25 protein-coding genes are annotated in these 26,867 nt (G+C 63.4%); 7 read left to right on the top strand and 18 right to left on the bottom strand.

The features are described from left to right. Window positions 1-7: 7 nt before the first annotated feature. The 8 genes from WBN73_RS17950 to WBN73_RS17915 all read right to left on the bottom strand — a co-directional run bounded on the left by WBN73_RS17950 (window position 8) and on the right by WBN73_RS17915 (window position 7,995). Window positions 8-751, bottom strand: coding sequence for a lysophospholipid acyltransferase family protein (locus tag WBN73_RS17950; protein ID WP_207597093.1), 744 nt, complete (start codon window positions 749-751; stop codon window positions 8-10). Continuing rightward, on the bottom strand, window positions 741-1,454 hold the full coding sequence (gene cmk / locus WBN73_RS17945) for a (d)CMP kinase (protein ID WP_280627696.1): 714 nt from the start codon (window positions 1,452-1,454) through the stop codon (window positions 741-743). The genes WBN73_RS17950 and cmk overlap by 11 nt, the downstream gene beginning before the upstream one ends. Beyond that, window positions 1,454-2,560, bottom strand: a complete 1,107-nt coding sequence (locus WBN73_RS17940; RefSeq protein ID WP_207597091.1) for a prephenate dehydrogenase — start codon at window positions 2,558-2,560, stop codon at window positions 1,454-1,456. The genes cmk and WBN73_RS17940 overlap by 1 nt, the downstream gene beginning before the upstream one ends. A 3-nt stretch (window positions 2,561-2,563) precedes the next feature. Next, window positions 2,564-3,775 (bottom strand): pseudouridine synthase, encoded by a 1,212-nt coding sequence (locus WBN73_RS17935; protein ID WP_207597090.1) that lies wholly within the window; start codon window positions 3,773-3,775, stop codon window positions 2,564-2,566. 150 nt (window positions 3,776-3,925) lie between these two features. Further along, complete coding sequence (scpB, locus tag WBN73_RS17930; protein WP_207597089.1) at window positions 3,926-4,582, bottom strand: SMC-Scp complex subunit ScpB; 657 nt, start codon at window positions 4,580-4,582, stop codon at window positions 3,926-3,928. Beyond that, entirely contained in the window at window positions 4,575-5,465 is an 891-nt protein-coding gene (locus tag WBN73_RS17925; RefSeq protein WP_443193272.1) for a segregation and condensation protein A, read from the bottom strand. The genes scpB and WBN73_RS17925 overlap by 8 nt, the downstream gene beginning before the upstream one ends. A gap of 30 nt (window positions 5,466-5,495) precedes the next feature. Continuing rightward, entirely contained in the window at window positions 5,496-6,395 is a 900-nt protein-coding gene (locus WBN73_RS17920) for a ParA family protein (RefSeq protein WP_089594468.1), read from the bottom strand. A 253-nt stretch (window positions 6,396-6,648) separates the two neighbouring features. Beyond that, complete coding sequence (locus tag WBN73_RS17915; RefSeq protein ID WP_207597087.1) at window positions 6,649-7,995, bottom strand: cation:dicarboxylate symporter family transporter; 1,347 nt, start codon at window positions 7,993-7,995, stop codon at window positions 6,649-6,651. 137 nt (window positions 7,996-8,132) lie between these two features. Here WBN73_RS17915 and WBN73_RS17910 point away from each other — a divergent pair, with 137 nt between their 5' ends. The 6 genes from WBN73_RS17910 (at window position 8,133) to WBN73_RS17885 (ending at window position 14,872) form a co-directional block, all read left to right on the top strand. Next, window positions 8,133-9,779, top strand: coding sequence for a sensor histidine kinase (locus tag WBN73_RS17910; RefSeq protein ID WP_207597529.1), 1,647 nt, complete (start codon window positions 8,133-8,135; stop codon window positions 9,777-9,779). Beyond that, on the top strand, window positions 9,776-10,489 hold the full coding sequence (locus WBN73_RS17905; RefSeq protein WP_280627691.1) for a response regulator: 714 nt from the start codon (window positions 9,776-9,778) through the stop codon (window positions 10,487-10,489). Before WBN73_RS17910 ends, WBN73_RS17905 begins: the two co-directional genes overlap by 4 nt. Window positions 10,490-10,562: 73 nt before the next feature. Further along, window positions 10,563-11,219, top strand: a complete 657-nt coding sequence (locus tag WBN73_RS17900; RefSeq protein ID WP_337340970.1) for a GntR family transcriptional regulator — start codon at window positions 10,563-10,565, stop codon at window positions 11,217-11,219. A 10-nt stretch (window positions 11,220-11,229) separates the two neighbouring features. Then, the gene (locus tag WBN73_RS17895) at window positions 11,230-12,750 is read left to right on the top strand and encodes an MmgE/PrpD family protein (protein ID WP_337340971.1); all 1,521 of its coding nucleotides are present in this window, start codon (window positions 11,230-11,232) and stop codon (window positions 12,748-12,750) included. Further along, window positions 12,751-13,656: a methylisocitrate lyase gene (gene prpB / locus WBN73_RS17890; RefSeq protein ID WP_337340972.1), complete on the top strand. Its 906-nt coding sequence runs from the start codon at window positions 12,751-12,753 to the stop codon at window positions 13,654-13,656. A 76-nt stretch (window positions 13,657-13,732) separates the two neighbouring features. Next, a complete protein-coding gene (locus tag WBN73_RS17885) occupies window positions 13,733-14,872 on the top strand; it encodes a bifunctional 2-methylcitrate synthase/citrate synthase (protein ID WP_337340973.1) in 1,140 nt (379 codons plus the stop codon). Between the two features lie 85 nt (window positions 14,873-14,957). Here the strand turns inward: WBN73_RS17885 and WBN73_RS17880 are convergent, their stop codons facing one another. After that, window positions 14,958-15,452 (bottom strand): 8-oxo-dGTP diphosphatase, encoded by a 495-nt coding sequence (locus WBN73_RS17880; RefSeq protein WP_207597082.1) that lies wholly within the window; start codon window positions 15,450-15,452, stop codon window positions 14,958-14,960. Window positions 15,453-15,508: 56 nt separating this feature from the next. On the opposite strand from WBN73_RS17880, the gene WBN73_RS17875 reads away from it, so the two are divergent. Further along, a complete protein-coding gene (locus WBN73_RS17875) occupies window positions 15,509-16,267 on the top strand; it encodes a hypothetical protein (protein ID WP_207597081.1) in 759 nt (252 codons plus the stop codon). Between the two features lie 32 nt (window positions 16,268-16,299). Here the strand turns inward: WBN73_RS17875 and xerD are convergent, their stop codons facing one another. From xerD to WBN73_RS17830, 9 genes are all read right to left on the bottom strand, one after another. After that, on the bottom strand, window positions 16,300-17,259 hold the full coding sequence (gene xerD / locus WBN73_RS17870; protein WP_207597528.1) for a site-specific tyrosine recombinase XerD: 960 nt from the start codon (window positions 17,257-17,259) through the stop codon (window positions 16,300-16,302). 2 nt (window positions 17,260-17,261) lie between these two features. After that, window positions 17,262-17,924, bottom strand: coding sequence for an NUDIX domain-containing protein (locus WBN73_RS17865; protein WP_207597080.1), 663 nt, complete (start codon window positions 17,922-17,924; stop codon window positions 17,262-17,264). A 27-nt stretch (window positions 17,925-17,951) separates the two neighbouring features. Further along, the gene (locus WBN73_RS17860) at window positions 17,952-19,697 is read right to left on the bottom strand and encodes a CTP synthase (protein WP_207597079.1); all 1,746 of its coding nucleotides are present in this window, start codon (window positions 19,695-19,697) and stop codon (window positions 17,952-17,954) included. 131 nt (window positions 19,698-19,828) lie between these two features. After that, a complete protein-coding gene (recN, locus tag WBN73_RS17855) occupies window positions 19,829-21,568 on the bottom strand; it encodes a DNA repair protein RecN (RefSeq protein WP_280627686.1) in 1,740 nt (579 codons plus the stop codon). 3 nt (window positions 21,569-21,571) lie between these two features. After that, a complete protein-coding gene (locus WBN73_RS17850) occupies window positions 21,572-22,603 on the bottom strand; it encodes an NAD kinase (protein ID WP_207597077.1) in 1,032 nt (343 codons plus the stop codon). Window positions 22,604-22,616: 13 nt separating this feature from the next. Beyond that, a complete protein-coding gene (locus tag WBN73_RS17845; RefSeq protein WP_207597076.1) occupies window positions 22,617-23,429 on the bottom strand; it encodes a TlyA family RNA methyltransferase in 813 nt (270 codons plus the stop codon). A gap of 3 nt (window positions 23,430-23,432) precedes the next feature. After that, a complete protein-coding gene (locus tag WBN73_RS17840; protein WP_337340974.1) occupies window positions 23,433-23,726 on the bottom strand; it encodes a hypothetical protein in 294 nt (97 codons plus the stop codon). 9 nt (window positions 23,727-23,735) lie between these two features. Then, window positions 23,736-24,722: an HAD-IIA family hydrolase gene (locus WBN73_RS17835; protein WP_207597074.1), complete on the bottom strand. Its 987-nt coding sequence runs from the start codon at window positions 24,720-24,722 to the stop codon at window positions 23,736-23,738. Next, entirely contained in the window at window positions 24,715-26,544 is a 1,830-nt protein-coding gene (locus tag WBN73_RS17830) for a hypothetical protein (protein ID WP_337340975.1), read from the bottom strand. Before WBN73_RS17830 ends, WBN73_RS17835 begins: the two co-directional genes overlap by 8 nt. Window positions 26,545-26,867: the final 323 nt, after the last annotated feature.

The raw sequence follows: 26,867 nt of genomic DNA, 5'->3' as shown, positions 1-26,867 counted from the left end.
ACTTTCCTTAGGGGTGGTCTGCCGGCGTCCCGGCTACTGCTGTATGGCGGTGCTGCGGAGTGGATTCTCCGGGCGCAGGATCCCGGGGAAGGCCCTGTCCTGTGGCACGGATGGCATCCTGGACGTGATCGGCCAGGGCTGCGCGGATTTCCGCAGCCGCCCTGTCCATTGAAACACGGCCCGGTTCACCCTTCCGGCGCTTCACCGTAAGAGGTTCACCGAAGCTCACGTGGAGCTTGCGGCGCGGTTTGGGGATATGGTCGCGGTGCTCGTCGCCCTGGCGGGTTCCGAGGATGGCCACCGGTATTACTGTTGCTCCGGAGTTAATGGCAAGCCAGGCAACCCCGTTGCTGATGCTTTCGGCTGCACCGCTCCCCCGCGTGCCTTCCGGAAGAATCCCGACGCAGCGGCCGTCGTCAAGCAGTTGCTTGCCGAGATGCAGGGCGGCGCGGTCCCCGGAACGGTCCACCGGAATCTGTCCGGAGCCCCGCAGGACAGAACCAAGGAAGCCCCTGAACATCTCTTTCTTGACGAGGATGTGCATAGGCCGCGGAGAGGCGCCGAACATCACAGGCCCATCGAGGAAGCTGATGTGGTTCGCGGCGAAAATCACCGGTCCGCCGGCGGGAACGTTGCTTTTACCCGCCACGACGGTCCGGTACATGACGTGGTCAAGGAACCACCCGACGGGACGGCTCCACACTTTGGTCCACGGAGCGGGAAGCCCGTGTCCTTGTTCCTTAGTCGCCATAGATCACCTTGCTGACGATCGCCAGGGCGGTCTCCACTGTTTCCTCGAAGTCCAGGTCCGAGGAATCCAGCGTCACCACGCCATCAGCTGCCTGGGTGAAGTTCACCACCGTGGAGTCCTTGGCGTCGCGCTGGATGACTTGGGCTGCCAGCTGCTCTTTGCTCTGGGTGCCACCCAACTGGATGCCCCGGCGCCGGAGCCGTGCTTCCTCGCTGGCGGTCAGGAGCATGCGGACCTCGGCATTGGGGACGACGACGGTGGTGATGTCGCGTCCCTCCACCACCATGCGGTGGTGGTGCTGGTCGATCAGCTCACGCTGGCGGCGGATGAGCTCCGTGCGGGCACCGAGCGTAGTGGCCACAGCGCTGACGGACGAGGAGATCAAGGGATCCCGGATTTCGTCCGTGACGTCTGTGCCATCCACTGCCACGTACTCCGCAGCAGTGGATGTGCTGATCTCCAACGGCATGGCTTTGGAAGCCTGCTCCACTGCTGCGCCGTCCTGGAGGTCAACGCCTGTCTTGAGGCAGTACCAGGTGAGGGCCCGGTACATCGCGCCCGTATCCAGGTAAGCCAGTTTCAAGCGCCGGGCAACTTCCTTGCTGACGCTGGATTTGCCCGATCCGGAAGGACCGTCGATGGCAATGACCAACGGCTTGCCCGGACGGGCTACCGTTTCCGGTCCAAAAAATTCACGCGTCATTACTGGAGTACCCGCCATCCACGGTCAGTCAAAGCTTCAACAAGGAGGTCATGCTTGCTGGGAAGCACGGAAAGCTCCACCATGCCCACGTTTTGTCCCGACGAATGGTCGAGCCGGAGGTCCTCGAGGTTCACGCCAATCTCGCCGATCTCCGTGAGAAGGTGGGCAATCTGGCCCGGTTTGTCGTCCACCAGGATGGTGAGCCACGAGTAGGCCTGCGGAGGTCCGCCGTGTTTACCGGGAATCCTCGCCTGCCCTGCATTGCCTTCACTGATCAGTTGCGCAAGGTCCAGCCGAGCGCCGGGCGCCAACGGCTCTTCAAGAGTTCCGATCAAGCGGTTCAGGTCCTCGCGGACACCGTGCAGGATGGAAACCACCTTTTCCGCGTTGCCTCCCAGGATCTGCACCCAAAGGGTGGGATCGCTGGCGGCGATGCGGGTGGTGTCCCGGAGCCCGTTGCCAGCCAAGGAAAGGGCATGCAGGGGCGTACCTTGCAGCCGGCTGGCCAACAGGGAAGACATGATCTGGGGCAAATGCGATACCAGTGCCACAGCTTCATCGTGTTCGTCTGCCGTGAATTGGGAGACGATTCCCCCAAGATCCCCGGCCAACAACCGGGCAGCCTGAAGCGCCGCATCCGAGGTTTCCTCTGACGGGCAAACAACCCACGGCATGGAGGTGAAAAGCTCTCCCCGGGCAGCCACCGGGCCTGACTTCTCACGCCCGGCCATAGGATGCGTCCCCACATAGCGGGACAGGTCCACGCCACGCTCACGCAGCTGCGCCTGAATGGTCGCTTTCACGCTCGCGATGTCAACCACGACGGCGGATGGGTAGTCCGCCAAAGCCTTCTGCACGACGTCGGCGGTAACGTCCGGCGGAGCCGCGACAACAACCAGCTGGGGTTCTTCACCCAACTCGCCCAACGGCCGTCCCGCTCCGATATCCACCGCGACCGCCTGATTGGTGGGCGAAGGATCGGACAGGAAGACCGGAACTCCGCGTCCGCGCAGGCCGAGGCCAATGCTGGCCCCCAGCAAGCCTGTACCGAGAACGACGACCGGGCCATCGAGATGGCCCCGGCCGTGCGTACCGAATGCCGACATGCCCTAGAGCCCTACAGATGCCAGGAGGTGTCCGACTTCCTGCCTGCCGAGGTTGCGGATGCTGCCCTGGCGCTGGTCACCCAAGCCGATGGGGCCGACCTTCACGCGGACAAGACGTTCAACCGGGAACCCGACGGCGTCAAACATACGGCGCACGATGCGGTTCTTGCCTGAGTGGAGCACAACCTCGATGAGGACGTGGCCCGGGGTGGAGTCCACCAACCGGAACGAGTCCACTGCGGCGACACCGTCTTCGAGCTCGACGCCGTTCTTCAGCTTCGCGCCCACGCCCTGCGGGAACGGGCCGCGCACCTGGACGAGGTACGTCTTGGGTACCTCATAGGAAGGGTGCGTCAAGCGGTTGGCGAGTTCGCCGTCGTTCGTCAGCAGCAGCAGCCCCTCAGTGGCGACATCGAGACGGCCAACGTGGAACAGGCGTTCGCCCTTGTTCTTGTTGTTCTTCAGGAAGTCGCTGATGCAGGGACGGCCTTCGGGGTCCTCCATGGTGGAGACGACGCCCTTGGGCTTGTTGAAGACCATGTAGACGAGGGTTTCGTCGAGCTGGATCCGGATGCCATCGACGTGGATCACGGCAGCCGTGGGGTCCACGCGCATACCAAGCTCGGTGGTCACTACGCCATCAACCTCGACGCGTCCCTCGAGGATCATTTCCTCACAGACGCGGCGTGAAGCCACGCCGGCTTGAGCCATGACCTTCTGCAGGCGTACGCCGTCAACATCGTGAAGGTCCGACTGCGGGACTTCCTGGCGCGGTCCGCGGTTGCGGCCTGGCTTGCGGATGGGACCCAGGTTCTGGCCGAATCGTTCGCTGCCGAATGCCTTGGAGCCGTACTGCCTGGCGGGCTTGGCCTTGGGCTTCAGTGCGCCCGGCGTACCGGGTGCCTTGCCAAAGCCGGGCTTGTTGGAGCCGGGCTTGCGGAAGGGCTTCGCGGGCCTGGAGGCCTGGCCCCGGTCAAAGTCGCCCGCAGTTGTGGGGTTGTCAGGATCGAAAGGTGCCGCTTCGCGCGGCTTCGGAGCCTTGAAGGGTCGGCCTTCGCCCTGGGTGAAGTTGCGCTTTCCAGCGCCGGCGCTGCCGCCGCGGCCTGAGAAGCCGCCGGCGTTGGTGCGGCCCGTGCCGCCCTTGGCCTCATTGCGTCCAGAACTGTTGCGTCCCGAACTGTTACGTGGTGAACTCTGGCGTCCCGCCTGTGTCATGACCCGTCCTTGTGTAGTAATGGCCGGCTTTCCGTGCTGCAATCAACACTAGCCAGCCGGGCAGACATCGTCTGCCCCTTGTCGCTGTGCACCCTGAAGGTGCCGTGAATCCATCTGAAGTTTTCCTGCGGTGCCGGGCGTAGCCTGTGGCTACATCCGGCTGGCGTCGTAGTACTCGTCAATTCCTTCCAAACCTGGAAGGTGTGGCGAAAGCTGTGGCAGTTCAGCCACTGAGCCAATACCCATCCGCTCCAGGAAATACGAGGTTGTCCGGTAAAGGACAGCCCCGGATTCGGGATCGTTTCCGGAATCCTCGATCAAACCCCGTTGGGTGAGTGTCCGGACTACCGAATCGACGTTGACGCCGCGAATGGCAGATACCCGGGCCCTGGAGACCGGTTGCCGGTAAGCTATGACCGCCAGGGTCTCAAGCGCTGCTTGAGTGAGCCTGGTGGTCTGCCCTTCGAGAACGAACCTTCCCACGATGTCGGCAAAATCCGACCGTGAATAGATGCGCCACCCGCCGGCGACATTCCGCAATTCAAAACCCCGGGGTGCAGTGCTGGCATCGGCATAGCCGACAGCATCCACGTCCGGGGCTTTAACAGTATAGCCGCTATACTCCCGTTGCAGGTCATGCAGCAAATCCTCGACGACGGAGACCGTCACGTTGAGTCCGGCGGACAACTCTTCCGACGTAGCAGGCTCGTCGATGACCATGAGCACTGCCTCCAAGGCTGCCCGTGCACCACCTGGCAGCGCTTCCAGGTCAGCCAGCCCCTCCTGGGCCGTTTCCTGCTCATTCACTGCTGTTCTCCCCGTTTTCCGGCCCCACGCCAGTCTCATACTCTTCACTCAGGCGGGAACTGTCCCACCCGGCGTCGTCGCCCGTCCACCGAACCGTCAACTCCGCCAAGGGTGCGGGCTGTTCGAAAGCCACCACGCGGTCCCGGAACATTTCCAACAACGCAAGGAAGCGTGCCACGACCACCAGGGTGGTCTCTGCGTCGGCTATCAGCGCCTGGAAGGACAAGGGCGCGCCCAGCTTCAGGCGGTGGCCCATGATCCCGGCCTGTTCCTTGACGCTCACCGGTGGAGCGTGAAGATGGTCCAGGCCCACCTCGGCGGGAGCCGAATCCTTGGGTTTCAGCGCCTTGGCAGCAAGTTCCGCGAATTGTTCCGGGGTATGGCGCCATACGAGTTCGGGCAGCAGGGCGGCGAAATGGCTTTCCAGAGCAACCTGGCGCGGATAACGACGCGCTTCCTGTTCCAGCGTTTCACCCAGGATCCCGGCTATCTGCTTGAAAGCCTTGTACTGCAGGAGGCGGGCGAACAGGAGATCCCTCGCCTCAAGGAGCGCAATATCCTCTGCGTCCTCCACCTCACCGGCCGGCAGGAGGCGCGCGGCCTTGAGATCCAGCAGAGTGGCGGCGATGACCAGGAACTCGCTGGCTTCGTCCAGCGCCCAGTCCTCCCCCAGCTCCTGGAGCCGGCGGATGTACTTGATGAACTCATCGGTGACGGTGGCCAAGGCCACTTCGGTGATATCCATCTTGTGCTTGGAGATCAGGCCAAGCAGGAGATCGAACGGGCCCGTGAAGTTGGCCAGCCGTACCTCAAAACCGGGTTTGCGGGCTTCGGCGGTACCGGCGTCGGGCGCTTCCGCAGAAGCGGAAGCGCCAGCTTCCATGGCCGGAGCGAGTGACGGTCCCACGGTCGGCTAGGGCGCGCCGCCGCGCGAGATCAATTCCTTGGCAAGCCGGCGGTAGGCGTCGGCGCCAATGTGGTTGCCCGCATAACTGGTGATGGGCTCGGCCGCGACCGTTGCATCCGCGAACTTGATGGAGCGCTTGATGACGGTCTCGAACACCTTGTCACCGAAGGCTTCCACGAGACGTGAAATCACTTCGCGGCTGTGCAGGGTGCGGGCGTCGTACATGGTGGCCAGGACACCGTCCACCTGCAGCCTCGGGTTGAGGCGGTCCTGGACCTTTTCGATGGTTTCCACCAGGAGGGCCACTGCCCGCAAGGCGAAGAACTCACAGATCAGCGGAATAATGACTCCGTGCGCTGCCGTCAGTGCATTGACGGTCAGCAGCCCCAGGGACGGCTGGCAGTCGATCAGGACGACGTCGTAATCGTCCTCGACGCTCTTGAGCGCGCGGTCCAATACCTGCTCGCGTGCCACCTCGTTGACGAGTTGGACTTCTGCGGCGGAGAGGTCGATGTTGGCGGGAAGAAGGTCAACGCCCTCGACGCCGGTCTGCTGGATGGCATCCCGGATACTCACTTTGCGGTCCATCAGGACGTTGTACACAGTGAGGTCGAGCTCGTGCGGATTGGCTCCCAGACCCGCGGAGAGCGCGCCCTGGGGATCAAAGTCCACCAGCAGGACACGCCGGCCGTATTCGGCGAGCGCAGCAGCGAGATTGATGGTGGAGGTGGTTTTACCCACGCCACCTTTCTGGTTGACCATGGCGATGACTCTCGCCGGGCCGTGGGAAGCAAGGGGAGCAGGTTCCGGAAATTCGCGGTAAGGGCGGCCTGTTGGCCCCATGATGGCGTCTTCCAGATCGAGCTCGGTGCCTCCCAGCGTAGCTGTTCCTCGTTCGATGCTCACGTATCTAACCACTCTTTCGACGACGATCTTCCCTGCCGCTGGCCCCCAGCTACAGCGCTACTACCCACCTAGGCTACAGCGCCCGACACGGTTATTTGGGGAACTTGACTTTGTCCTGCTCGTGAGCCTTGACCCTCTAGCTGAGGTAGAAGGTTGCCTTCATTGCCGCAGTTTGGCGGCCACATGCGGAAGGCCGGCACCTGGAGAGGTGCCGGCCTTCGTAAATGATGCGATGCGCTGATCCCTGCCCGGGTTAGACGGTTGCCTTTTCGCGGGTTTCAGCTTCAGGAGCGGCCTCTTCTTCGCCGCCATGGGCGATCATGGTCTGCTCATCGAAGGGTTCGCTGCCGGAGAGGACACGCTCCACCTGTCCATTGTCGATTTCCTTCACCCAGGTTCCGATCAGGACCGTGGCTACTGCGTTGCCGGTGAAGTTGGTCAAGGCGCGGGCCTCGGACATGAAGCGGTCGATTCCTACGATCATGCCCACGCCGCCGAGCAGCTCAGGCTTGTGTGCCTGAAGACCTGCGGCAAGGGTTGCAAGTCCCGCTCCCGTGACACCGGCGGCACCCTTTGAAGCGATGATCATGAAGACCAACAAGGAGACCTGGGCGCCGAGGTCCAGCGGGGTGCCCATGGCGTTGGCGACGAAGAGCGAAGCCATGGTCAGGTAGATCGCCGTGCCGTCAAGGTTGAAGGAGTAGCCCGTGGGAACGGTGACGCCAACTACCGGCTTGGAGACACCCAGGTGCTCCATCTTGGCGATCAGGCGGGGCAGCGCTGCTTCGGAGGAGGAAGTGGAGAAGATCAGGAGGTACTCACGGGCCAGGTACTTCATGAGCTTGAAGATGTTGACGCCGGCCACTGCACGGAGCAGGGTTCCGAGGATCACCACGATGAACAGTGCGCAGGTGACATAGAAGGCCAGCATCAGCGTGAACATGCTGAGGATTGCCTGGGCGCCGGTGGCACCAACGACGGCGGCAATGGCACCGAACGCGCCTACCGGCGCCAGCCACATGATCATGATGAGGATGCGGAAGACGAGGCGCTGGCCGTGGCCGATTGCGGCGAGGATAGGGGCTCCCTGCTTGCCCATTTTCTGCAAGGCGAAACCGACCAGGATCGCGGCAAGCAGTGTGGGCAGGACCGGGATATCACCGGGGATGATGCCCAGAAGGAAGTCAACAGTGCTGTTGGTGTCCGCCTTCTTGGTGGGATCGTACGGGGTCAGCTTGAGTCCCTCACCCGGGTGGATGAGGTTGCCCACCACGAGGCCGATGGCCAGGGCAAAGGTTGACATGGCCACGAAGTAGCCGAGGGCGAGGCCACCCACCTTGCCAACGGTGGCAGCCTTGGCGATGGAGCCGATGCCCAGGACGATGGTGCAGAAAATGACCGGCGCGATCATCATCTTGATGAGCTTGATGAAGCCATCGCCGAGTGGCTTGAGTGACTTGCCGACTTCGGGGAACATCAAGCCGACCACGGCGCCGAGTACTACGGCAAGGATGACCGCGATGTACAAGTAATGCGACTTGTCGAGCCCCTTGCGTCCAGCTTTGGCAGCTACTGCCGACTCTCCTCGTTGAGAGGTCATGGGATTCTCCTTTGGATACTGTGTAAGGCGCTGCGGTCCTGCACTGATGTCCAATCCGCTGCCCTTGTGTGATATCCATCATTGAGCCGTTGGTGACACACATCACCGTTGCGGTCATATTGGTCATGGAGGTCCACGTGTTTCACAGCTGGAGCATCGCCCGCAGGTTGTTTGTGGCAAACCTCCTGTTCGTCCTGGTCCTGACGGCGGTGTTTGGAGCCTTTTCCGTGGTGGAAGCCCGGGACAGGGCCTACGACAACGCCGGGGGTCGAATGCTCGCCGTGGCGACATCCATTGCCGACAACCCGTTGGTCCTGGACGCGGCTTCAGCTGCGGAGCCCTCTGCTACGCTGCAGCCCTACGCGCTGGACGTCATGGACGATGCTGATGCCGATTTCATCACCATCATGGCTCCGGACAGGACGCGCTGGACGCACCCGAGGGTCGAAGAACTCGGCAAGCCGTACATCGGAACCATTGAGCCCGCGCTGCGGGGCGAGACGTTCACGGAGGTCACGGCAGGCACCTTGGGTCCGTCGGTTCGAACCATCGCACCGGTCAAAGCTGCCGACGGAACCGTCAAAGCCCTGGTGGCAGCGGGAGTTACCGTCCGGACGGTAGATACGGATGTGGCCGAGCGCCTGGGGGTGATCGGAGGCATAGCACTGGTGGTGTTGAGCTTTGGCTCCGTCGCTTCGTGGCTCCTTGGGCGGTATCTGAGATCGGTAACGCGGGGCTGGGGACCGGAACAGCTCGCTCAGCTGTTTGCCTACTACGAGTCGGTCCTGCACTCCGTACGCGAGGGTGTGATCCTGATCGATAACCACGGCAAGGCAGTCATGTATAACGACCAAGCCGCCGAGTTGCTGGGCCTGCAGCCTTCGGACGCCGACCGTTCCCCTGTCGATGCCCCGAAACTCGCTGATCTCCCCTTCGACGGCAGCCTGCGGGCGCTGTTCGAATCCGGCAGGCCAGCACACGACGAGATTCACCTGACCGGTTCCCGGATCCTGGTAGTGAACCAGGCCCCCGCAGTAGGGCCGGTGCCTGAGCGCAGCCGACAGAAACCGGCGGTCTACGGCACAGTGGCCACCATCCGCGACCGTACCGAGATCGAATCCCTGGGCTCGGAACTCCAGACCATGAAAACCCTCTCGGATGCGCTGCGCGCGCAGACACATGAACACGCAAACCGGCTTCACATGATCGTCTCCCTGCTGGAACTTGGCCGCACACCCCAGGCTTTGGACTTTGCCACCAAGGACCTTGAACTCAGCCAGCAACTCACCGACGACATGGTGGCGTCGGTGGATGAGCCCGTCATGAGCGCCTTGGTGATGGGCAAGGCGGCAGAAGCCCACGAACGCGGGGTGGAGTTGGAGGTCCGGACGTCAGGGAGTTCCGGTGTCCGTGGCCTGGAGATCCAGGACCTGGTGACGATCCTCGGAAACCTGCTGGACAATGCCATTGATGCCGCGGCTGCCGGTGACTTCCCACGGAAGGTGGAGCTGGACGTGGAAGCCGGACCTGCCGCCGTCGAATTCACGGTCCGGGACTCCGGGAGTGGCATCAATCCGGAGTCCATTGACGACGTACTGCAGTACGGCTTCAGCACGAAGTCTCCGGACAAAAACCCGCGCGGCTCCCACGGGCGCGGCGTTGGCCTGGCACTGGTGCGCCAGGCCGTGGATCGGCTCAACGGTACGATGACCATCAGCAATCCCGGCGGAGCACAATTCCATGTAGTGCTGCCCGCGTCGGTTCCTGAGGAAGAGAAGGCATGACAGACATCCGTGTCCTGGTAGTGGAGGATGAGCCCATAGCTTCGGACGCCCACTCCGTCTATGTCGGCCGCCTGGACGGGTTTTCGCTGGTGGGCACTGCCCCTGACGGCCAGTCGGCACTGCGCATCCTTGGGGAGTTCGCTGCATCGGGGGCCCCCGTTGACTTGGTCCTGCTGGACATGAATCTGCCTGACCTTCACGGGCTCGACGTGGCCCGGCGCATGAGGTCCGCGGGAGTTTTTGCCGACATCATTGCCATCACCGCTGTCCGGGAACTGAACATCGTGCGCAGCGCCGTGTCCATCGGCGTCGTGCAGTACCTCATTAAGCCCTTCACGTATGCAACATTCGCGGACAAGCTCGGCAGCTACCGAACGTTCCGTGAGCAGCTGGCCGGTTCATTGTCCGGAATCTCCAAGGCGGGAGCCTCCCAAAGCGATGTGGACCAGGCCTTTGCCAGCCTCCGCGCTCCGACGGAACTACCGCTGCCGAAGGGCCTTTCGGGATCCACCCTGGAAGCGGTGAAAGACCTGATGCGGGCGCGGCAGGAAGCGGTCTCCGCGAGCGAAGTCATGGACGCCCTGGGCATGTCCCGCGTCACCGCACGCCGGTATCTGGAATATTTGGCCGACGCCGGGACAGTCACCAGGGCGCCCCGGTACGGCACCCCTGGGCGCCCTGAGAACGAGTACGGCTGGAATCGCGGATAGGCGCCTGTATACACAGAAAGCATTTTTGGCCGTATTGCTCGCCTCAGAGGCCATCGGTGTATACACTGGGGGCATGCGCGCCAGTGATCGGGCTTACAACGCCCTCCGAGAAGACATCATTGAATGGCGCCTGCGGCCAGGTACTGTCTTGGCGGAAGTGGAGCAGTCCGAACGTCTCGGGGTGTCCCGGACGCCGGTCCGTGAGGCGCTGGGCCGGCTCACCGCGGAGGGATTGACGACGGCGGCAGGAGGCCGCGGCGTCGTCGTGACCGATATTTCGCTTGAGAGCATCGACGAGTTGTTCGAGTTGCGCGAAACCCTTGAAGTGAGGGCCGCGGCGTTGGCTGCCCAGCGTGGGGAACCAGGGATCTTCGCCGAGTTGCATACCCAGCTGCTGCTGGCCCCAGAACTGCTCCGCGACGACGATCCCGCGCGCCATGAGTACTACGCCTTGGTGGGTCGCCTGGATGACGCCATCGACGCTGCGGTCTCCAATTCCTACCTTGCCCAGGCGATGCGCAGCTTGCGCGTCCACTTGGTCCGGGTCCGCCGCCTGGCCGCCGATGACACTGCCAGGCTCCACGCGGCAGCCGCGGAACATGCCGCGATTGCCGAGGCCATCGCCGCGGGCAAACCACGGCTGGCCGAGGCCGCCACCACAGTCCACTTGCACCGCAGCCTCACCCACGTTAAAGCCACCCACACCACTGCCCTGAAACAGCCTGCCTAGAAGGAGCACCATGGTCAAGAACCATCACGTCCGCGTTTACAAGAGCGAAGAGAACCTCCCCCGCGAGGAGCAGCTGGCGCATAAGATCGCCGTGGTCGCCGCTGATCCCGTCGAGGTCACCCCCGAGGTCACCGACATGGTGATCAACCGGATCATCGACAACGCCTCTGTGGCCATCGCCTCGCTGAACCGGGCACCGATCGTCGCAGCCCGCGCCCAGGCATTGACCCATTCCCCTTCTGCCAACGGCAAGGGAGCCCACGTCTTCGGCATCACCGAGCAGGTCTCCCCCGAGTGGGCGGCATGGGCCAACGGTGTGGCCGTGCGCGAACTCGACTACCACGACACGTTCCTGGCCGCGGACTACTCCCACCCCGGAGATAACATCCCCCCGATCCTCGCCGTCGCCCAGCACGTGGGCTCCAACGGTGCAGACCTTGTCCGTGCCATCGCCACCGGGTACGAGATCCAGGTGAACCTGGTCAAGGCCATCTGCCTGCACAAGCACAAGATCGACCATGTGGCCCACCTCGGCCCCTCCGCCGCCGCGGGAATCGGCACGTTGCTGGGATTGGATGTTGAGACGATCTTCCAGTCCGTGGGCCAGGCCCTCCACACCACCACCGCCACACGGCAGTCCCGCAAGGGCGAAATCTCCACCTGGAAAGCACACGCCCCGGCCTTCGCAGGCAAAATGGCCGTCGAAGCCGTGGACCGTTCCATGCGCGGACAGACCTCGCCCGTGCCGATCTATGAAGGCGAAGACGGCGTGATCGCCTGGATGCTGGATGGCCCGGACGCCTCCTACGAGGTTCCGTTGCCGCTCCCGGGTGAAGCCAAGCGCGCGATCCTGGACACCTACACCAAGGAACACTCCGCCGAATACCAGGCCCAGGCGTGGATCGACCTCGCCCGCAAGCTCAACCGTGAACACCCCGAAACCACGGACCCGGCCAACGTGGAATCCGTGCTGATCAAGACCAGCCACCACACGCACTACGTGATCGGCTCCGGGGCGAACGATCCCCAGAAGTACTCCCCCACCGCATCCCGCGAAACCCTTGACCACTCCATCCCGTACATCTTCACGGTCGCGTTGCAGGACGGCGCGTGGCACCACGTGGACTCCTACGCCCCCGAACGCGCAGCACGCCCGGACACCGTGGAACTCTGGCACAAGGTCACCACCGTCGAGGACCCGGAATGGACCCGCCGCTACCACTCCCTGGACATCGCAGAGAAAGCCTTCGGCGGCACTGTTGTCATCACACTCACGGATGGGTCGGTTGTCACGGACGAGATCGCCGTGGCCGATGCCCACCCGCTCGGGGCCCGGCCGTTCGCCCGCGAGCAGTACGTCAACAAGTTCCGCACCCTCGCTGCAGGACTCGTGGAGGAAGCCGAAATCGAGAGGTTCCTCGCCGCCGTCGAACGCGTCACCGAACTGGCCGAAGGCGAACTGGACCAGCTGAACATCACCGCAGCCCCCGGCGTCATCAACCTCGAAGCAGCTCCGAAGGGACTGTTCTAAATGCTGTACTCCAAAGTCACTCCCGAACAAAAGCGGGTGAAGCTGCGGGAATTGCTGGCCTCCGGGACCGTGCAGCAGTTCCCAGGCGCCTTCAACCCGCTCTCGGCCCGGCTCATCGAGGAAAAAGGCTTCGCCGGCGTCTACATCTCCGGCGCGGTCCTGGCCAACGACCTCGGCCTGCCGGACATCGGCCTCACCACCCTGACCGAGGTAGCCACCCGCGCCGGGCAGATCGCCCGCATGACCGATTTGCCGTCCTTGGTGGACGCCGACACCGGCTTCGGTGAACCCATGAACGTGGCCCGCACCATCCAGGAACTCGAGAACGCGGGCCTGGCCGGCTGCCACATCGAGGACCAGTTCAACCCGAAACGCTGCGGACACCTGGACGGCAAGAACGTCGTCGACATCGACACCGCCACCAAACGCATCCGCGCCGCAGCAGACGCCCGGCGCGACTCGAACTTCCTCATCATGGCCCGCACGGACATCCGGGCAGTCGAAGGAATCCAGGCCGCACAGGACCGCGCCAAAGCCCTCGTAGACGCCGGCGCTGATGCGATCTTCCCCGAAGCCATGCGTGATTTGAGCGAGTTCCAGGCCATCCGCGACGCCGTCGACGTGCCGATCCTGGCCAACATGACCGAGTTCGGCAAAAGCGAGCTCTTCACCGTCGACCAGCTCCAAGGAGTCGGGGTGAACATGGTCATCTACCCCGTCACACTGCTCCGCATTGCCATGGGCGCTGCAGAGCGTACTCTGGAATCGATCAGGGCTGCGGGGACCCAAGAGGCGGAAGTGGAAAACATGCTCACGCGTGCACGCCTCTACGAACTCGTCGACTACGAGGCATACAACCAATTCGATACCGGCGTTTTTAACTTCCAGGTTCCTGGCGTCCGCTAGGTACCGGATTCATCAAGGGGAAAGCAGGCACTCCGGACTCACCGGTGCGCCTGCATTATGAACGAAGGAGAGCAGCATGGCAGCTGTTGACATCAAAAAAGGCCTTGCCGGAGTCGTGGTGGACTACACCGCCGTCTCGAAGGTCAACCCGGACACCAACTCGCTGCTCTACCGCGGGTATCCGGTCCAGGAACTGGCCGCCAAATGCAGCTTCGAAGAGGTCGCCTACCTGCTGTGGAACGGCGAACTGCCCACCGAGGAAGAGCTGGCTGAATTTACTGCCAGGGAACGCGCCGGCCGCGCTTTGGACCCCGTGGTCAAACAGGTCATCGACACCCTGCCCACCACCGCCCACCCCATGGATGTGTGCCGCACGGCGGCATCCGTGCTCGGCGCCCGGCATGAACTGGCTGAAGATTCTTCACCGGAAGCAAACATGAAGAAGGCAATAGACCTCTGGGCTGCCATGCCTTCCGTCGTGGCCTACGACCAGCGCCGCCGCCGCGGCCAGGAACCCGTGGAACCGCGGGAGGACCTGGACTATTCGGCCAACTTCCTGTGGATGACGTTCGGCGAAGAACAGGTGCCCGAGGTGGTGGAGGCGTTCAACGTCTCGATGATCCTGTATGCAGAGCACTCCTTCAACGCCTCCACCTTCACCGCCCGTGTGGTCACCTCCACGCTCGCTGACCTGCACTCAGCGGTGACCGCCGCGATCGGCGCCCTCAAGGGTCCGTTGCACGGTGGCGCCAACGAGGCCGTCATGCACACCTTCGACGAAATCGGCATCCGCAGCGAAGAGTCCCTCGAGGAAGCCGCCACCCGTGCCCGGGCCTGGATGGAAGACGCCCTGGCACAGAAGAAGAAAGTCATGGGCTTCGGCCACCGCGTCTACAAGCACGGCGACTCCCGTGTACCCACCATGAAGGCCGCCCTGGACAAGATGATCGCCCACTACGGGCGCCCGGAACTCCTTGGGCTGTACAACGGCTTGGAACAGGCCATGGACGAGGCCAAGGCCATCAAGCCCAACCTCGACTACCCGGCCGGCCCCACCTACCACCTGATGGGCTTCGACACCCAGACGTTCACCCCGCTGTTCGTCGCCAGCCGCATCACCGGCTGGACCGCCCACATCATGGAACAGGTAGCCTCCAACTCGCTCATCCGTCCCCTGAGCGAATACAACGGGCCGGAAGAGCGGCACGTGCCCTAACGTTTCCGGTTAGTCAAAGAGACGTACGACGCCGGGCCGGTCACCGAAAGGCGACCGGTCCGGCGTCGTTCTTTCCGCGTTTCTGCTACGGCTGGTCCACCCAATCAGTGGTGTGGACGTCAGCTACATTTTCGTTATCTGCTGCCAAGGCCACCCGCACCGCAATGCGCTGGCCGGCAATCATGGCCGGCAGCCAGTGTTCGGCGTCGGCCCACATCCGGTCCACGGGGAGTTGCATCACCGGGAACCATGCCGGGGCGATCTCGTCGCTTTCGGAAGGTTCCCCCTCCCACGTGCGGGTCAGGAACACAGTGGTGGCCATGTTCCACTCCGGCCTCGCCGGAAACACAAAGTCAACAGTGCCCGCCGGAACCAGGTCCTGCGCGGCAACCACTACATTGATTTCCTCCATGACCTCCCGGCATGCTGCCTGGGAGGCGGTCTCACCCGGCTCCACGTGCCCGCCCACTCCCACTACCTTGCCCCTGCCGAAGCCAGTCTTCTTGGTGCCGAGGAGGACGTGCTCGCCGTCCGCACCGTCGCGGAGGAGGAAGCACAAAGTCACATGGGCTGCAGTCATGCTGCCTACCTTAACCTGATCTCCCCCGCCAGTGCTGCCATTGCTACAGTGAGCCCATGACTGAAGGTGGGGGTAACCGGCCAGCCAATGTGGCCGCCGTTGACGACGCTGCAGATCCTCCGTCCGTCGAGGAAAGTGCGGCTGCCGAAACAGCCACAAAAGCCACGCCCGAACGGGACCTATGGCTACCCCGCTGGCTGGTGGCCCGCCCCCTCTATGCAGGGTGGGCCTGGACTGTGCTGTGGGCCGGGCTTATTGTTTTGGACGAAGTGGTGGACCTGGCCGGATGGACCTGGTACCTCCTGGTCCTCGTTGCGGCACTGCCCACGTTGATCTCCACGCTGGTGGTCCTGCATGCCACGCCCCGCAGTCATCTCAGAGCAGTGGATGCAACAGTGCTGGGTCACTTTTTTGTACGGTTCCTGGCGCTTGTGGCGGCGTTCATGGTGTGGGCCGCCTCGGTGGTGATGAGCGCTTCCATCTCCACCACCGTCCAAACCGTGATCGGCGATTCCGAAAAGGAAGTTACGGCGTTGGGCTTCAACCTCATGCTCGCTGCCGTTCCGCTGGTGCTCTCCGTCCTCTGGATGGCCTTCATTGTGCGCTGTGCATGGTTCCTTCGACGGTTGCGCGGCTGGCGGCAGGTGCCGGTGAAGACCCGGGTTCCCAAGAAGTTCCTCAAGGGACGGCCCCGGCTCAAGCGCGTAGTCGTGGGCCTGGCACATCCGGGGCTCCTGCTGGTGGCCGGCCTGGGGACGTCGCTGTTGGCGTTGTTCGTGGACGCCGTGGAGTTGACGCTGAACGTGCTCGGGTAGTTCGCCGAACGCGCTCTTGGCCCAGCGCCCTCTTAGCCCAGCGCCCTCGGGTGCGCCGCCGCATAGACCTCGCGCAAGGTCTCTGCGGTAACCAAGGTGTAAACCTGGGTGGTGGTCACCGAGGCATGCCCCAGCAGTTCCTGCACCACCCTGACGTCGGCTCCGCCTTCCAGCAAGTGGGTGGCGAAGGAGTGGCGGAGTGTGTGCGGCGAGACGTCCTTGGTGATGTTGGCTTTCTCAGCCGCCGCTTTGAGGATGGTCCAGGCGCTCTGCCTGCTGATCCGGCCCCCGCGGGCGTTGAGGAACAGCGCCGGCGTTCCTTTTCCTTTGGATGCCAGCAGCGGCCTGCCCCGGACAACATAAGCTCCGACGGCGCGGGCTCCGTAGGAGCCGAGGGGCACCAGCCGCTCTTTGGAGCCCTTGCCGAACAATCGGACGATCGCAGGATCGCCACCGGTGTCTTCGAGGGAGATATCATCCACGTCCAACCCGACTGCTTCGCTGATGCGGGCACCGGTGGAGTACAGGAATTCAAGGAGAGCACGGTCTCTGAGCCCTGTGGGCGAATCGGCTCCCGCAGCTTCCAGGATCCGCGTGACCTCGCCGACGCTGATGGCCTTGGGAAGCCGTTTGCCCGGCATAGGCGGGTGGACATCGCTGGCGGGGTCCGCCGTCGTGGTTCCTTCAAGTGCCCAGAATTTGTGAAGTCCGCGGACGGCCACCACCGTTCGCGCAGCGGAGCGGACACCCAGCACTGCGGCGCCATCGCTTCCATCCGACAAGGCCTGGGCGAAGGCGGTCACATGATGCCGGGTGATGTCGCCAGGCCGTTCCACGCCCTGGCCCGTGAGGAAGTTGGAGTAACGTGTCAAATCCCTGCGGTACGCCGCAAGGGTGTTCGCTGCCAGGCCGCGCTCCACACCCACATGCTGCAGGTAGTCCGTTACTGCGCGGTCAAGGCCAGTGGGGGTTCTGGTGGCAGCCTCGGCCATGCTCAGCGCTGGCTCGGGTGAGCCGGCCACGGCGCATTGGCGGGACGAAGCCCAGTGAACCCATCGGCTTTTGCAGCTGCGGCAGCCAGGATGCCCAGCACCGCGGAAGGATTGTGCAGGCGGCCTTCCAGCACTGCCTTCACGGCGTCATCGAGCGGCACCCAGTGGAGTTCAATTTCGGCCTCTTCATCGGTGCGGACGTGCCGGTCCGCCACGGGAACGTCACTGATGCCACGCGCCAGATAGATCCGGACTGCTTCGCTGGACGAACCGGGCGAGTTGAAGAAGTCCACCAGGACGTTCCACGTAGCCGCGACCAAGTCAGCTTCCTCCGCCAATTCCCGGGCCGCCCCCACCACGAAGTCTTCGCCTTCGACGTCCAGCAGGCCCGCCGGGATCTCCCACAGGTCCATGCCCACCGGATGCCGGTACTGCTTCAGCAGCAGGATCTCGCCGTCCACGTTCATGGGGAGCACTGCTACTGCGCCTGGGTGGTCAATGTAGTCACGAACAAGGGTGTCCGTGCCATCGCTGAGTTGGAACGAGTCGCTGACAACGTCCCAAATTCTGCCTTCGTAAACCTTGCTGGTAGACAAAAGACGGCGCGGGCTCGGCATGTCCGAAACCTGCCTTGATGTGCGGGGGGTTTCAGAAATTCCGGGCATCGCGCCGTCCTTCGTTAGTACTTGCGTTTACTTGGCAGCTACCGTGCGGGCACCGGTCTTGGTGGCCACGGGGGCACCTTCGCGACGCTCCAAGGCAGCTTTGACCAAACCTGCGAACAGCGGGTGGGGGCGAGTGGGGCGCGAGCTGAGCTCGGGGTGCGCCTGCGTTGCCACGTAATACGGGTGGACCTCGCGGGGAAGTTCCACATACTCCACCAACTTGCCGTCAGGAGAAGTACCGGAGAACACCAGACCTTCTGCTGCGATCTGGTCACGGTACTTGTTGTTGACCTCGTAGCGGTGGCGGTGGCGTTCGCTGACCGTGGTGGTGCCGTACGTCTCGGCGATGACCGAACCCTCGTCCAGCTTGGCTTCGTAGAGGCCCAGACGCATGGTGCCGCCGAGGTCTCCCTTGCCTTCCACGATGTCCAGCTGCTCTTCCATGGTGGCGATGACCGGGTACTTGGAGTCGGGCTCGAACTCGCTGGAGGAGGCGCCTTCGAGGCCAACCACGTTGCGGGCGTACTCGATCACCATGCACTGCAGGCCGAGGCACAGGCCAAGGACCGGGAGCTTGGACTCACGAGCGAACTTCAAGGCACCGAGCTTGCCTTCGAGGCCGCGGATACCAAAGCCGCCGGGCACGCAGATGGCGTCCACACCGGCCAAGGCCTTCGTGGCCCCGGCATGGGTCTCGCACTCGTCGGAGGGGACCCAGCGGATCTTGACCTTGGCTTCGTTGGCAAAACCGCCGGCACGAAGGGCCTCGGTGACCGAGAGGTACGCATCCGGGAGGTCGATGTACTTGCCCACCAGGGCAACCTCGACCTCGTGCTTCGGGTTGTGCACTGCTTCGAGCAGTTTGTCCCACTTGCTCCAGTCAACATCCTTGAACGGCAGGTCCAGTGCGCGGACGATGTAGGAGTCCAGACCCTGTGAGTGCAGGGTCTTGGGGATGTCGTAGATGCTGGGGGCGTCAGCTGCGTTGACTACGGCGTCGATGTCGACGTCGCACATACGGCCGATTTTCTCGCGCATGGCGTCGGGCACTTCGCGGTCCGAGCGGATCACGATCGCTTCAGGCTGGATGCCGATGGAGCGAAGGGCAGCTACGGAGTGCTGCGTCGGCTTGGTCTTCAGTTCCTGGGACGGTCCGATGTAGGGAACCAGCGACACGTGCAGGAAGAAGACGTTGTTGCGGCCAACATCCTGACGGACCTGACGGGCCGACTCCAGGAACGGCTGCGATTCGATGTCACCTACCGTGCCACCGATTTCGGTGATGATGACGTCCGGGGCGTTCTTGCCTTCGGCAGGCAGCCGCATGCGCCGCTTGATTTCGTCGGTGATGTGGGGAATGACCTGGACGGTGTCTCCGAGGTATTCGCCGCGACGTTCCTTGGCGATGACGGTGGAGTAGATCTGGCCCGTTGTGACGTTGGCCGAACCTTCGAGGTTTTCGTCGAGGAAGCGCTCGTAATGTCCGATGTCGAGGTCGGTTTCGGCGCCGTCGTCGGTCACGAATACTTCGCCGTGCTGGAAGGGGTTCATCGTGCCCGGATCCACATTCAAATAGGGATCGAGCTTCTGCATAGTTACAGACAAACCGCGTGCCCGCAGCAGGTGACCGAGGCTGGAAGCCGTCAGACCCTTACCGAGCGAGGACGCCACACCACCGGTGACGAAGATGTGTTTGGTCGTCTTGGACGAGCCCGGGAACCGGGAATTTACACGGGAATTTGATCGCTGCACCACGGAATTCGAGCTTATCATCAATTACGCCTTCCAAGCGTCTGTTCGGATTCCCCAAATGGTCAATAGTTGCTCACCACCGCATTCCAAGCAAGAGCCGGGCGGGATTAAGTGTGCCGATGTGATGGTGCTCGCATTCCCGGCCAAGAGCACTAAGCGCGCTGCGGCATGAGCTTCGCGTCGTCCAGCAACTCTTGGGCGTGGGCCTGCGCCGATTCAGAATCTTCTTGCCCGGCCAGCATGCGGGCCAGCTCCTTGACCCGCTCGTCCTCGCTCAGCAGCTGTACGTCGCTGGAGGTGAACCCGGTGGTTGTTTTGCCGTCAGCACCGCGCACGGAGGTTTTTGTGACTCGGATGTGTTGATCGGCGAAGGCAGCAACCTGCGGCAAGTGCGTTACCACCAGCACCTGGACGTGCCGGGCAAGCATTGCCAGCCTCCGGCCGATTTCGACGGCGGCCCGGCCACCCACGCCCGCGTCCACCTCATCGAACACGAACGTCGGTACAGGATCTACCGCAGCGAGAACTACCTCGATGGCCAACATCACCCTGGAGAGTTCACCGCCCGAGGCTCCCTTGCCCAGAGGCCGGGCCGGAGCCCCGGAGTGCGGCTGAAGAAGGAAGGCGATCTCGTCGGTGCCCCAAGGGCCCAACGATCCACTGCCATCGACCTCAATGACCAGGGTGGCGTCAGCCATCGCCAGCGCCTTGAGCTCAGCACTGACCCGGGCTGAGAGATCCTTGGCAGCTTTGAGGCGGGCCTTGGAGATAGCCGCTGCTTGCTTCCGGAGAGTGGCTTCCGTCGAAGCCACCTCAGCATCCAGGGACTCGATGCGGCTGGAATCATCCTGAAGCTCGTCCAGCCGGGTCCTGGCAGTCGCCGCCCACTCCAGCACTTCATCAATGCTGGGGGCGTATTTCCGAATCAACTTGGCAAGGGCGGCCCGGCGCTCCTCGATTTCGGAGAGCCGCTCCGGACCTTCCGTATCCAGGGCGGCCTGATAGCTGGACAGCTCTGTTGCAATGTCGTTGAGGAGGAACCCGACCTCCGCGAGCCGGGCAGCGGCGGAGCGCAGTTCCTCGTCATGGTCGGCAACATGCTCAAGTGTCCTCTTGGCAGCATCCACCATGGTGGTTGCGTCGCCGGCGTCCCCAAATTCCTCGGCGATGAGGGACTCATGGGCTGCAGCGGCGGCCAACCGGAGTTCTTCGACGTTGGCGAGCTTCACAGCCTCGGCCTTCAGTGTCTCGTCCTCCCCTGGCTGGGGATCCACTTCGTCGATTTCCTTGAGCGCCGCGTCCAGGGACTCAGCTTCCCGCAGCCGCTCCCGGGCCTCGCTGCGCAGCGTTTCGAGTTCGGACTGAATGTTCTTCCAGTGGCTGTAGAGCTCCTGGTACTCCCCCAGCGTCTTGGCAAGGGGCGCACCGGCGAACCGGTCCAGGGCATGCCGCTGCGCAGTGGCGCTCTTGAGCCGGATCTGGTCCGACTGCCCGTGGACCACTACCAGGCTCTCTCCCAACTCGGCCAGGACCCCCACGGGCGCCGCGCGCCCGCCAACGTAGGCACGGCTGCGCCCATCGGCACCCACGGTACGGGCCAGCAGGAGCTCAGCAACGCCGTCGAACTCTTCCGCCTCACCGCCTGCCTCCTTGGCGCGCTCAACAGCGCTGTGCGCCGGATCGAGCTTCAACACCGCTTCAGCGGACGCCGATTTGGCTCCGCTACGAACGGCGCCTGCATCTGATCGGGCACCCAGAAGGAGCCCGACGGCTGTCACCACCATGGTCTTGCCCGCACCGGTTTCACCGGTGACGACGCTCAGGCCAGGGCCCAGGGGCAGGGCAGCATCGGTGATGACACCAAGGTCACGGATTCGGAGTTCTTCAAGCATGGTTCACTTCGCATTCGTGGGGTCGGAAGGGTCACCATCCCGGGGACCGTCTACATCCCGAGGACTGGGCAACGGAGCCGGTGAAAGGGTCCGGATGACCGGGATAGGGCCGGTGTGGACTTCCCCGCTCCGCGGAGCCGGTCCTCGCCAGCCGTGGATGGGGAGTTCAAACTTGCGGACGAGCCGGGCGGAAAAGGGTGTTTTGTGGGTGCGCGCCAACCGCACAGGGGTGGCTGAACGGGTCACTTCAACACGCGCCCCGGGCGGCAGGTCCACGGAACGCCGACCATCGCACCACAGGACACCGATGGCTTCGGTGCGGTTCATGATTTCGACGGCCAGCTTGGACCTCGGCGATACCACCAACGGCTTGGCGAACAGGGCATGGGCACTGATCGGAACAATCACGAGGGCTTCCACCTCCGGCCACACCACTGGTCCTCCCGAGGAGAACGCGTAAGCGGTGGAACCGGTGGGAGTTGCGAGGACCACTCCGTCACAGCCGAAGGACGTCAACGGGCGCTCGTCCACCTCAGTGACCACTTCCAGCATGCGCTCACGGTTGGCCTTTTCAATGGCAGCCTCGTTCAACGCCCACGTGTGCCAAATCTTCCGGCCCTTGACCCACACCTGGACATCGATGGTCATGCGTTCTTCCACCGTGTACTGGCGACTCGCGATCCATTCGACTGTTTGGGCCAGGTCGGCACGCTCGCTTTCAGCCAGGAAGCCCACGTGCCCCAGGTTGACTCCCAACAACGGGACGTCCACCTCACGCACCAGTTCCGCGGCCCGCAGGATGGTTCCGTCTCCACCCAGGACCATCACCAACTCCACATCCTCCAGGTTGACGTGGTCGTTAAGGATCTCAATGGGTGTATCCAACGCACCGAAAAAACGTTCAATATCGGCCAGTTCAGACTTCTGCAGTACAGGAACCAGGCCGGAGGAATGCAGTTGCGTACAGGCATCCCACGCTGCGCGGAGCGATTCTTCCCGCCCTGTGTGGGCAAGGACAAGTACACGCCTGCTCATCGGGTTCTGCTTTCTAGTGGTTTGGCCAGAATTTCGTGATCAATGCAGCAACGTCCCCGTCCCGCTCTTCGATCTTAGGCAACACCGCTGACATCCCGCGCTTCATCCACAGGAAGTATTCAACATTTCCGTCCTGGCCAGGCAGCGGACTGGCGGCAAGGTCCATCAGGACAAGCCCGGCATCCACCGCGGCCCGGGCCACCTGGGCAACGGCCCGGCGTCGTTCATGGTCCGATGACACCACGCCGGTTCGGCTCAGCCGTTCCTTGCCCACCTCGAATTGCGGCTTGACCATCAGGACCATGTCCCCGCCGGGTTCGGTGCAGTACGCCAGCGGCGCCACCACCAGGGTCAACGAAATGAACGACAGGTCCGCGACCGTCAGGTTTGCGAGCCCACCGATCTGCTCCGGAGACATATATCTGACGTTCAGACCCTCATGGACGTCCACACGGGGGTCATCGCGCAGGTGTGGCACCAACTGGCCGTGTCCTACATCCACCGCCACGACGCTTGCCGCCCCTTGCCGCAGCAGGACGTCAGTGAAGCCACCTGTGGAGGCACCGGCGTCGAGACACCGCTTCCCGGCAACCACGACGGCGGGAAACGCCTCCAGCGCGCCCGCCAACTTATGACCGGCGCGGCTGACGTAGATGTCCTCGAGATGGGCCTCTACGGCCAAGTCCGTAGCCGAGTCCACCTGGAGTGCGGCTTTGGCGAGGACAGTCCCCGCGGAGCTGACTTTTCCATCGCTGATGAGCTTTGCTGCATGGGTACGTGACCTCGCCAACCCACGGGTGACGAGTTCCTGGTCGAGTCGTGCCATACGCTAGCTGTCGCCTTCCGGGCGGGGAGTACTTTGTGGTGCGGCAGGGAGGCCGGGTTCAGCATCCAAGGCTTCCAGCAAGGAGTCGTGAATGGCTGCGTACAGGTCTCCGTGTTCAGCCACGGGGGTCGCCGGCACGTTGTCCAGGACGGCCAAGGCCCTGTCCACCAGCGGGTCCCCCGTGGAGCTGGCTGAATCGGGCCACTGGACCTCCGGGCGCGAGGGCTCAGAGTTTTCAGTCACGGGGCCGTCGTGGCCCGCATGGCTTTCCGCCGGTACATAATTGGGCTCGGTCATCGCACCAGTCTAGTGAGTTCGCCATTCCACCTGTGGCGCCTGCGCCACAGCCATGTCGGGGAACCTGGCCCACCACGCGGCACAGGCCGCGCGCCAAGCGTCAAGGTCATCCTCAGCGCCCGTGACCGTGACGGTCCCGTCCCCGGCGACCGCCGAGGCTGCACCGCAACGGAAGGTTCCGTCGTCGCTGATGACCTCAGGGTAGGGCGCGTAAAGGCCCTCCAAGTCGGCCAAAAGGTAGGTGGGGCGCTCGTCGGTCCGCGCCGCAAGGATGGTGTGGGTGGTGTCCACGCCAGTGAGGACGGCCGCCGTCGCAAATCCCGCACGGTTGCCACCCAGGATGTCCGTGTCCAAACGGTCGCCCACAACCAGCGGACGATCGGCGGTCAACCGTTTCGCTGCCGCATGGAAAAGCGGCGCTTCGGGCTTGCCAGCCACCACAGGAGTTTTCCCCGTAGCAGCCGCCACAGCAGCAACCAGCGTCCCATTGCCCGGTGCCATGCCTCGAGCCTGCGGTATGGACATGTCCGTGTTGGTGGCAAACCACATGGCTCCACCGGCCACTACATACGACGCCTCCGCGAGATCCTTCCAACCGATCTCAGGGTTGAATCCCTGGACCACGGCAACCGGGGACTCAGCGGCGCTGTGGACCGGCTTGAGTCCCACCAATTCAATCTCATGGGCCAGAGCTGCGCTGCCGGTGATGAGCACATGCGCCCCCGCAGGCAACAGGGAAGCCAGAAGCTCCCCTGCTGCCTGGGAGGAACTGACCACTTGATGGTCCTCCGCCGGCGCACCGAGCTCACGCAAGTGCGCAGCGACCTGGGCCGGGGTGCGGGAGGCGTTGTTAGTCACGTAGCCAAGGCCAACGCCAAAGGTCTCCAGACGCAGCAACGACTCCACGGCCCCGGGGATGGCGTGCGGTCCTGCATAGACCACACCGTCCAGATCCGAGAGGACGGCATCAAACAATGAGATGAGTGGATCAGCCATGCTGGGAGTCAGAACCCTGGTTCTCGGCGTCTTCTTCCTTGGCTTCTTCTTCCTCAGAGTCGTCTTCTGCGGAGTCGATGTCCGACTCCGCGTCGTTCGACTCGAAGTAGTCAGACTCTGCGTCATCAAGTTCAACGTCATCGTGCTCAACGTCAGCCGCTGCGGCTTCGGCAATAACCGATTCCGTCTCAGGCTTAACGACGTCGGGCTCCGGAGCCGACTTGACGAACCGCGGCTTGCTCGCGGCTGCTTCTTCCTGCTCATCCCACCCGAGGTCAAGGATCTCCGGTTCAGCGAAATCGCCAACTCCCAGAGCATTCTCAGCCACCAAAGCCTGCCGGGCCCACTTGTCCGCTTCTTCCGTGCGACCCACCGCGCTGAGCGCTTCAGCGTAAGCACGGAAAAGTCGCGGGCTGTAAGAGAAGGCCCTGTTGATGTCCAACTGGGGAATTTCCAGTTCGGTGACTGCAGCATCAAACTGCTTCAAATCCGCACGGGCACCGGCCGCCACCATGGCCAGCTCCACCTTGCCCGGGGCATCGAGGTCCTGGGCTTCTGGAGAACGAACCATATCCAACGCACGGTCCGGACGTCCGAGGCCTCGCTCGCAGTCAGCCATCACAGGCAAGTGCACGTTGGACCCGCTGATGCGGCGGTACGTACGGAATTCACGAAGCGCTTCGCCATAGTGTCCCGCGGCGTAGGCGGTCAGGCCCACCGCTTCACGAACAACCGAAAGGCGTCCGCCACGACGGCTTGCAGCCAATGCGTGCTGGAAGGCCAGCTCAGGCTCAATGTCAATCAGGCGGCCAGCCATGACCAGGTGCTTGGCGACCCAACCAGCACTCTGCTCCTCAAGTGTCTTGATCTGGTGACCCGTGGCGCGGTCGAGTTCCTTGCCCGTGACATCCTCATCGATCTCGGGAGACCGCTCACGGTCAGGACGGTTGGAGCTGCGGATGTCCTTGGCGTTGGGCACCCTGGCAGGACGCTCTTCCCAGGAGTTACCGCGGTCGTTGCGGTCGCCGAAAGGCTTGCGGTCGCCGCGGTCGTTGTGGAAGGGGCGACGGTCATCGTTGTCGCGGCGGGGGCCGTCAAAGTTCCGCGGACCGCGCCCGGGACGATCGCCGAAAGGCTTACGGTCGCGGTCGCCGCCGAAGGAGCGACGCTCGCCGTCACGGGCCGGACGATCATTGCGGTCGCCGAAAGGCTTACGGTCGCCACGGTCGTTGTTGAACGGGCGACGGTCATCGTTGTCGCGACGGGGACCGTCGAAGTTCCGCGGACCGCGCTCGGGACGATCGCCGAAAGGCTTACGATCGCCACGGTCGTTGTTGAAGGGGCGCCGGTCGCCGTCACGGGCCGGACGATCGTTGCGGTCACCGAAAGGCTTACGATCGCGGTCGCCACCGAAGGAGCGACGCTCTCCGTCACGGGCCGGACGGTCGTTGCGGTCACCGAAAGGCTTACGATCGCGGTCGCCGCCGAAGGAGCGACGCTCGCCGTCACGGGCCGGACGATCGTTGCGGTCGCCGAAAGGCTTACGATCGCCACGGTCGTTGTTAAACGGACGACGCTCGCCGTCACGGGCCGGACGATCGTTGCGGTCACCGAAAGGCTTACGATCGCCACGGTCGTTGTTAAACGGACGACGCTCGCCGTCACGGGCCGGACGGTCGTTGCCGTCTCGGTTCTCCCGGGAACGGAACCCACGAGGGTCCCCGCCTGAGTTGTTGTTGGGGCGGTACGAACCGCGGTCGTCGCGATTACCGCCGAAGTTTCCGCGATTACCGCCGCGATTGCCGCCGTTGTGCTCAGCCATGGTGGATTCCTCCTGTTGCGAGCCGACCACTGGCGCGTGCGTAGTCGCTCATAACCCTTATTTCGTTGTCACGCCGCCGGCAGCGCTCAGCTACCGACTCGTATGTCTTATGCAATTCTATTCGACGCCACCACGGCAGCCGAACGCCTGGACCTGATTCCCGGTCTCCCGTGTCAAGTCTCACAGCCGCTTCAGCAGCCTGCGGGAAGCCTTCAGCGACAGCGACTGGCCTGGGTTGTTGGCAAGTTCCCGGTTGATGGATGCTTTGCCTCGTTTAGGGGTTGGGTGGTTAAAGGGGAAGAGCCCCGACCTGTGGTCGGGGC

This window comes from Paenarthrobacter sp. CCNWLY172, assembly GCF_037402035.1.
GTDB lineage: Bacteria > Actinomycetota > Actinomycetes > Actinomycetales > Micrococcaceae > Arthrobacter.
Note: the sequence above shows the minus strand (reverse complement) of the source record. Positions and strands in the feature narration are given on the sequence as shown.

Coding starts and splice junctions, on each gene's coding strand:
- WBN73_RS17915 (WP_207597087.1), bottom strand. CDS start 7,995: ATGACCTCTCAACGAGGAGAGTCGGCAGTAGCTGCCAAAGCTGGACGC.
- WBN73_RS17885 (WP_337340973.1), top strand. CDS start 13,733: ATGGCAGCTGTTGACATCAAAAAAGGCCTTGCCGGAGTCGTGGTGGAC.
- WBN73_RS17935 (WP_207597090.1), bottom strand. CDS start 3,775: ATGACACAGGCGGGACGCCAGAGTTCACCACGTAACAGTTCGGGACGC.
- WBN73_RS17865 (WP_207597080.1), bottom strand. CDS start 17,924: ATGCCCGGAATTTCTGAAACCCCCCGCACATCAAGGCAGGTTTCGGAC.
- WBN73_RS17860 (WP_207597079.1), bottom strand. CDS start 19,697: ATGATAAGCTCGAATTCCGTGGTGCAGCGATCAAATTCCCGTGTAAAT.
- WBN73_RS17950 (WP_207597093.1), bottom strand. CDS start 751: ATGGCGACTAAGGAACAAGGACACGGGCTTCCCGCTCCGTGGACCAAA.
- WBN73_RS17830 (WP_337340975.1), bottom strand. CDS start 26,544: ATGGCTGAGCACAACGGCGGCAATCGCGGCGGTAATCGCGGAAACTTC.
- xerD (WP_207597528.1), bottom strand. CDS start 17,259: ATGGCCGAGGCTGCCACCAGAACCCCCACTGGCCTTGACCGCGCAGTA.
- WBN73_RS17845 (WP_207597076.1), bottom strand. CDS start 23,429: ATGGCACGACTCGACCAGGAACTCGTCACCCGTGGGTTGGCGAGGTCA.
- WBN73_RS17905 (WP_280627691.1), top strand. CDS start 9,776: ATGACAGACATCCGTGTCCTGGTAGTGGAGGATGAGCCCATAGCTTCG.
- WBN73_RS17895 (WP_337340971.1), top strand. CDS start 11,230: ATGGTCAAGAACCATCACGTCCGCGTTTACAAGAGCGAAGAGAACCTC.
- WBN73_RS17840 (WP_337340974.1), bottom strand. CDS start 23,726: ATGACCGAGCCCAATTATGTACCGGCGGAAAGCCATGCGGGCCACGAC.
- recN (WP_280627686.1), bottom strand. CDS start 21,568: ATGCTTGAAGAACTCCGAATCCGTGACCTTGGTGTCATCACCGATGCT.
- WBN73_RS17925 (WP_443193272.1), bottom strand. CDS start 5,465: ATGGAAGCTGGCGCTTCCGCTTCTGCGGAAGCGCCCGACGCCGGTACC.
- WBN73_RS17880 (WP_207597082.1), bottom strand. CDS start 15,452: ATGACTGCAGCCCATGTGACTTTGTGCTTCCTCCTCCGCGACGGTGCG.
- prpB (WP_337340972.1), top strand. CDS start 12,751: ATGCTGTACTCCAAAGTCACTCCCGAACAAAAGCGGGTGAAGCTGCGG.
- WBN73_RS17850 (WP_207597077.1), bottom strand. CDS start 22,603: ATGAGCAGGCGTGTACTTGTCCTTGCCCACACAGGGCGGGAAGAATCG.
- WBN73_RS17835 (WP_207597074.1), bottom strand. CDS start 24,722: ATGGCTGATCCACTCATCTCATTGTTTGATGCCGTCCTCTCGGATCTG.
- WBN73_RS17875 (WP_207597081.1), top strand. CDS start 15,509: ATGACTGAAGGTGGGGGTAACCGGCCAGCCAATGTGGCCGCCGTTGAC.
- cmk (WP_280627696.1), bottom strand. CDS start 1,454: ATGACGCGTGAATTTTTTGGACCGGAAACGGTAGCCCGTCCGGGCAAG.
- WBN73_RS17900 (WP_337340970.1), top strand. CDS start 10,563: ATGCGCGCCAGTGATCGGGCTTACAACGCCCTCCGAGAAGACATCATT.
- WBN73_RS17940 (WP_207597091.1), bottom strand. CDS start 2,560: ATGTCGGCATTCGGTACGCACGGCCGGGGCCATCTCGATGGCCCGGTC.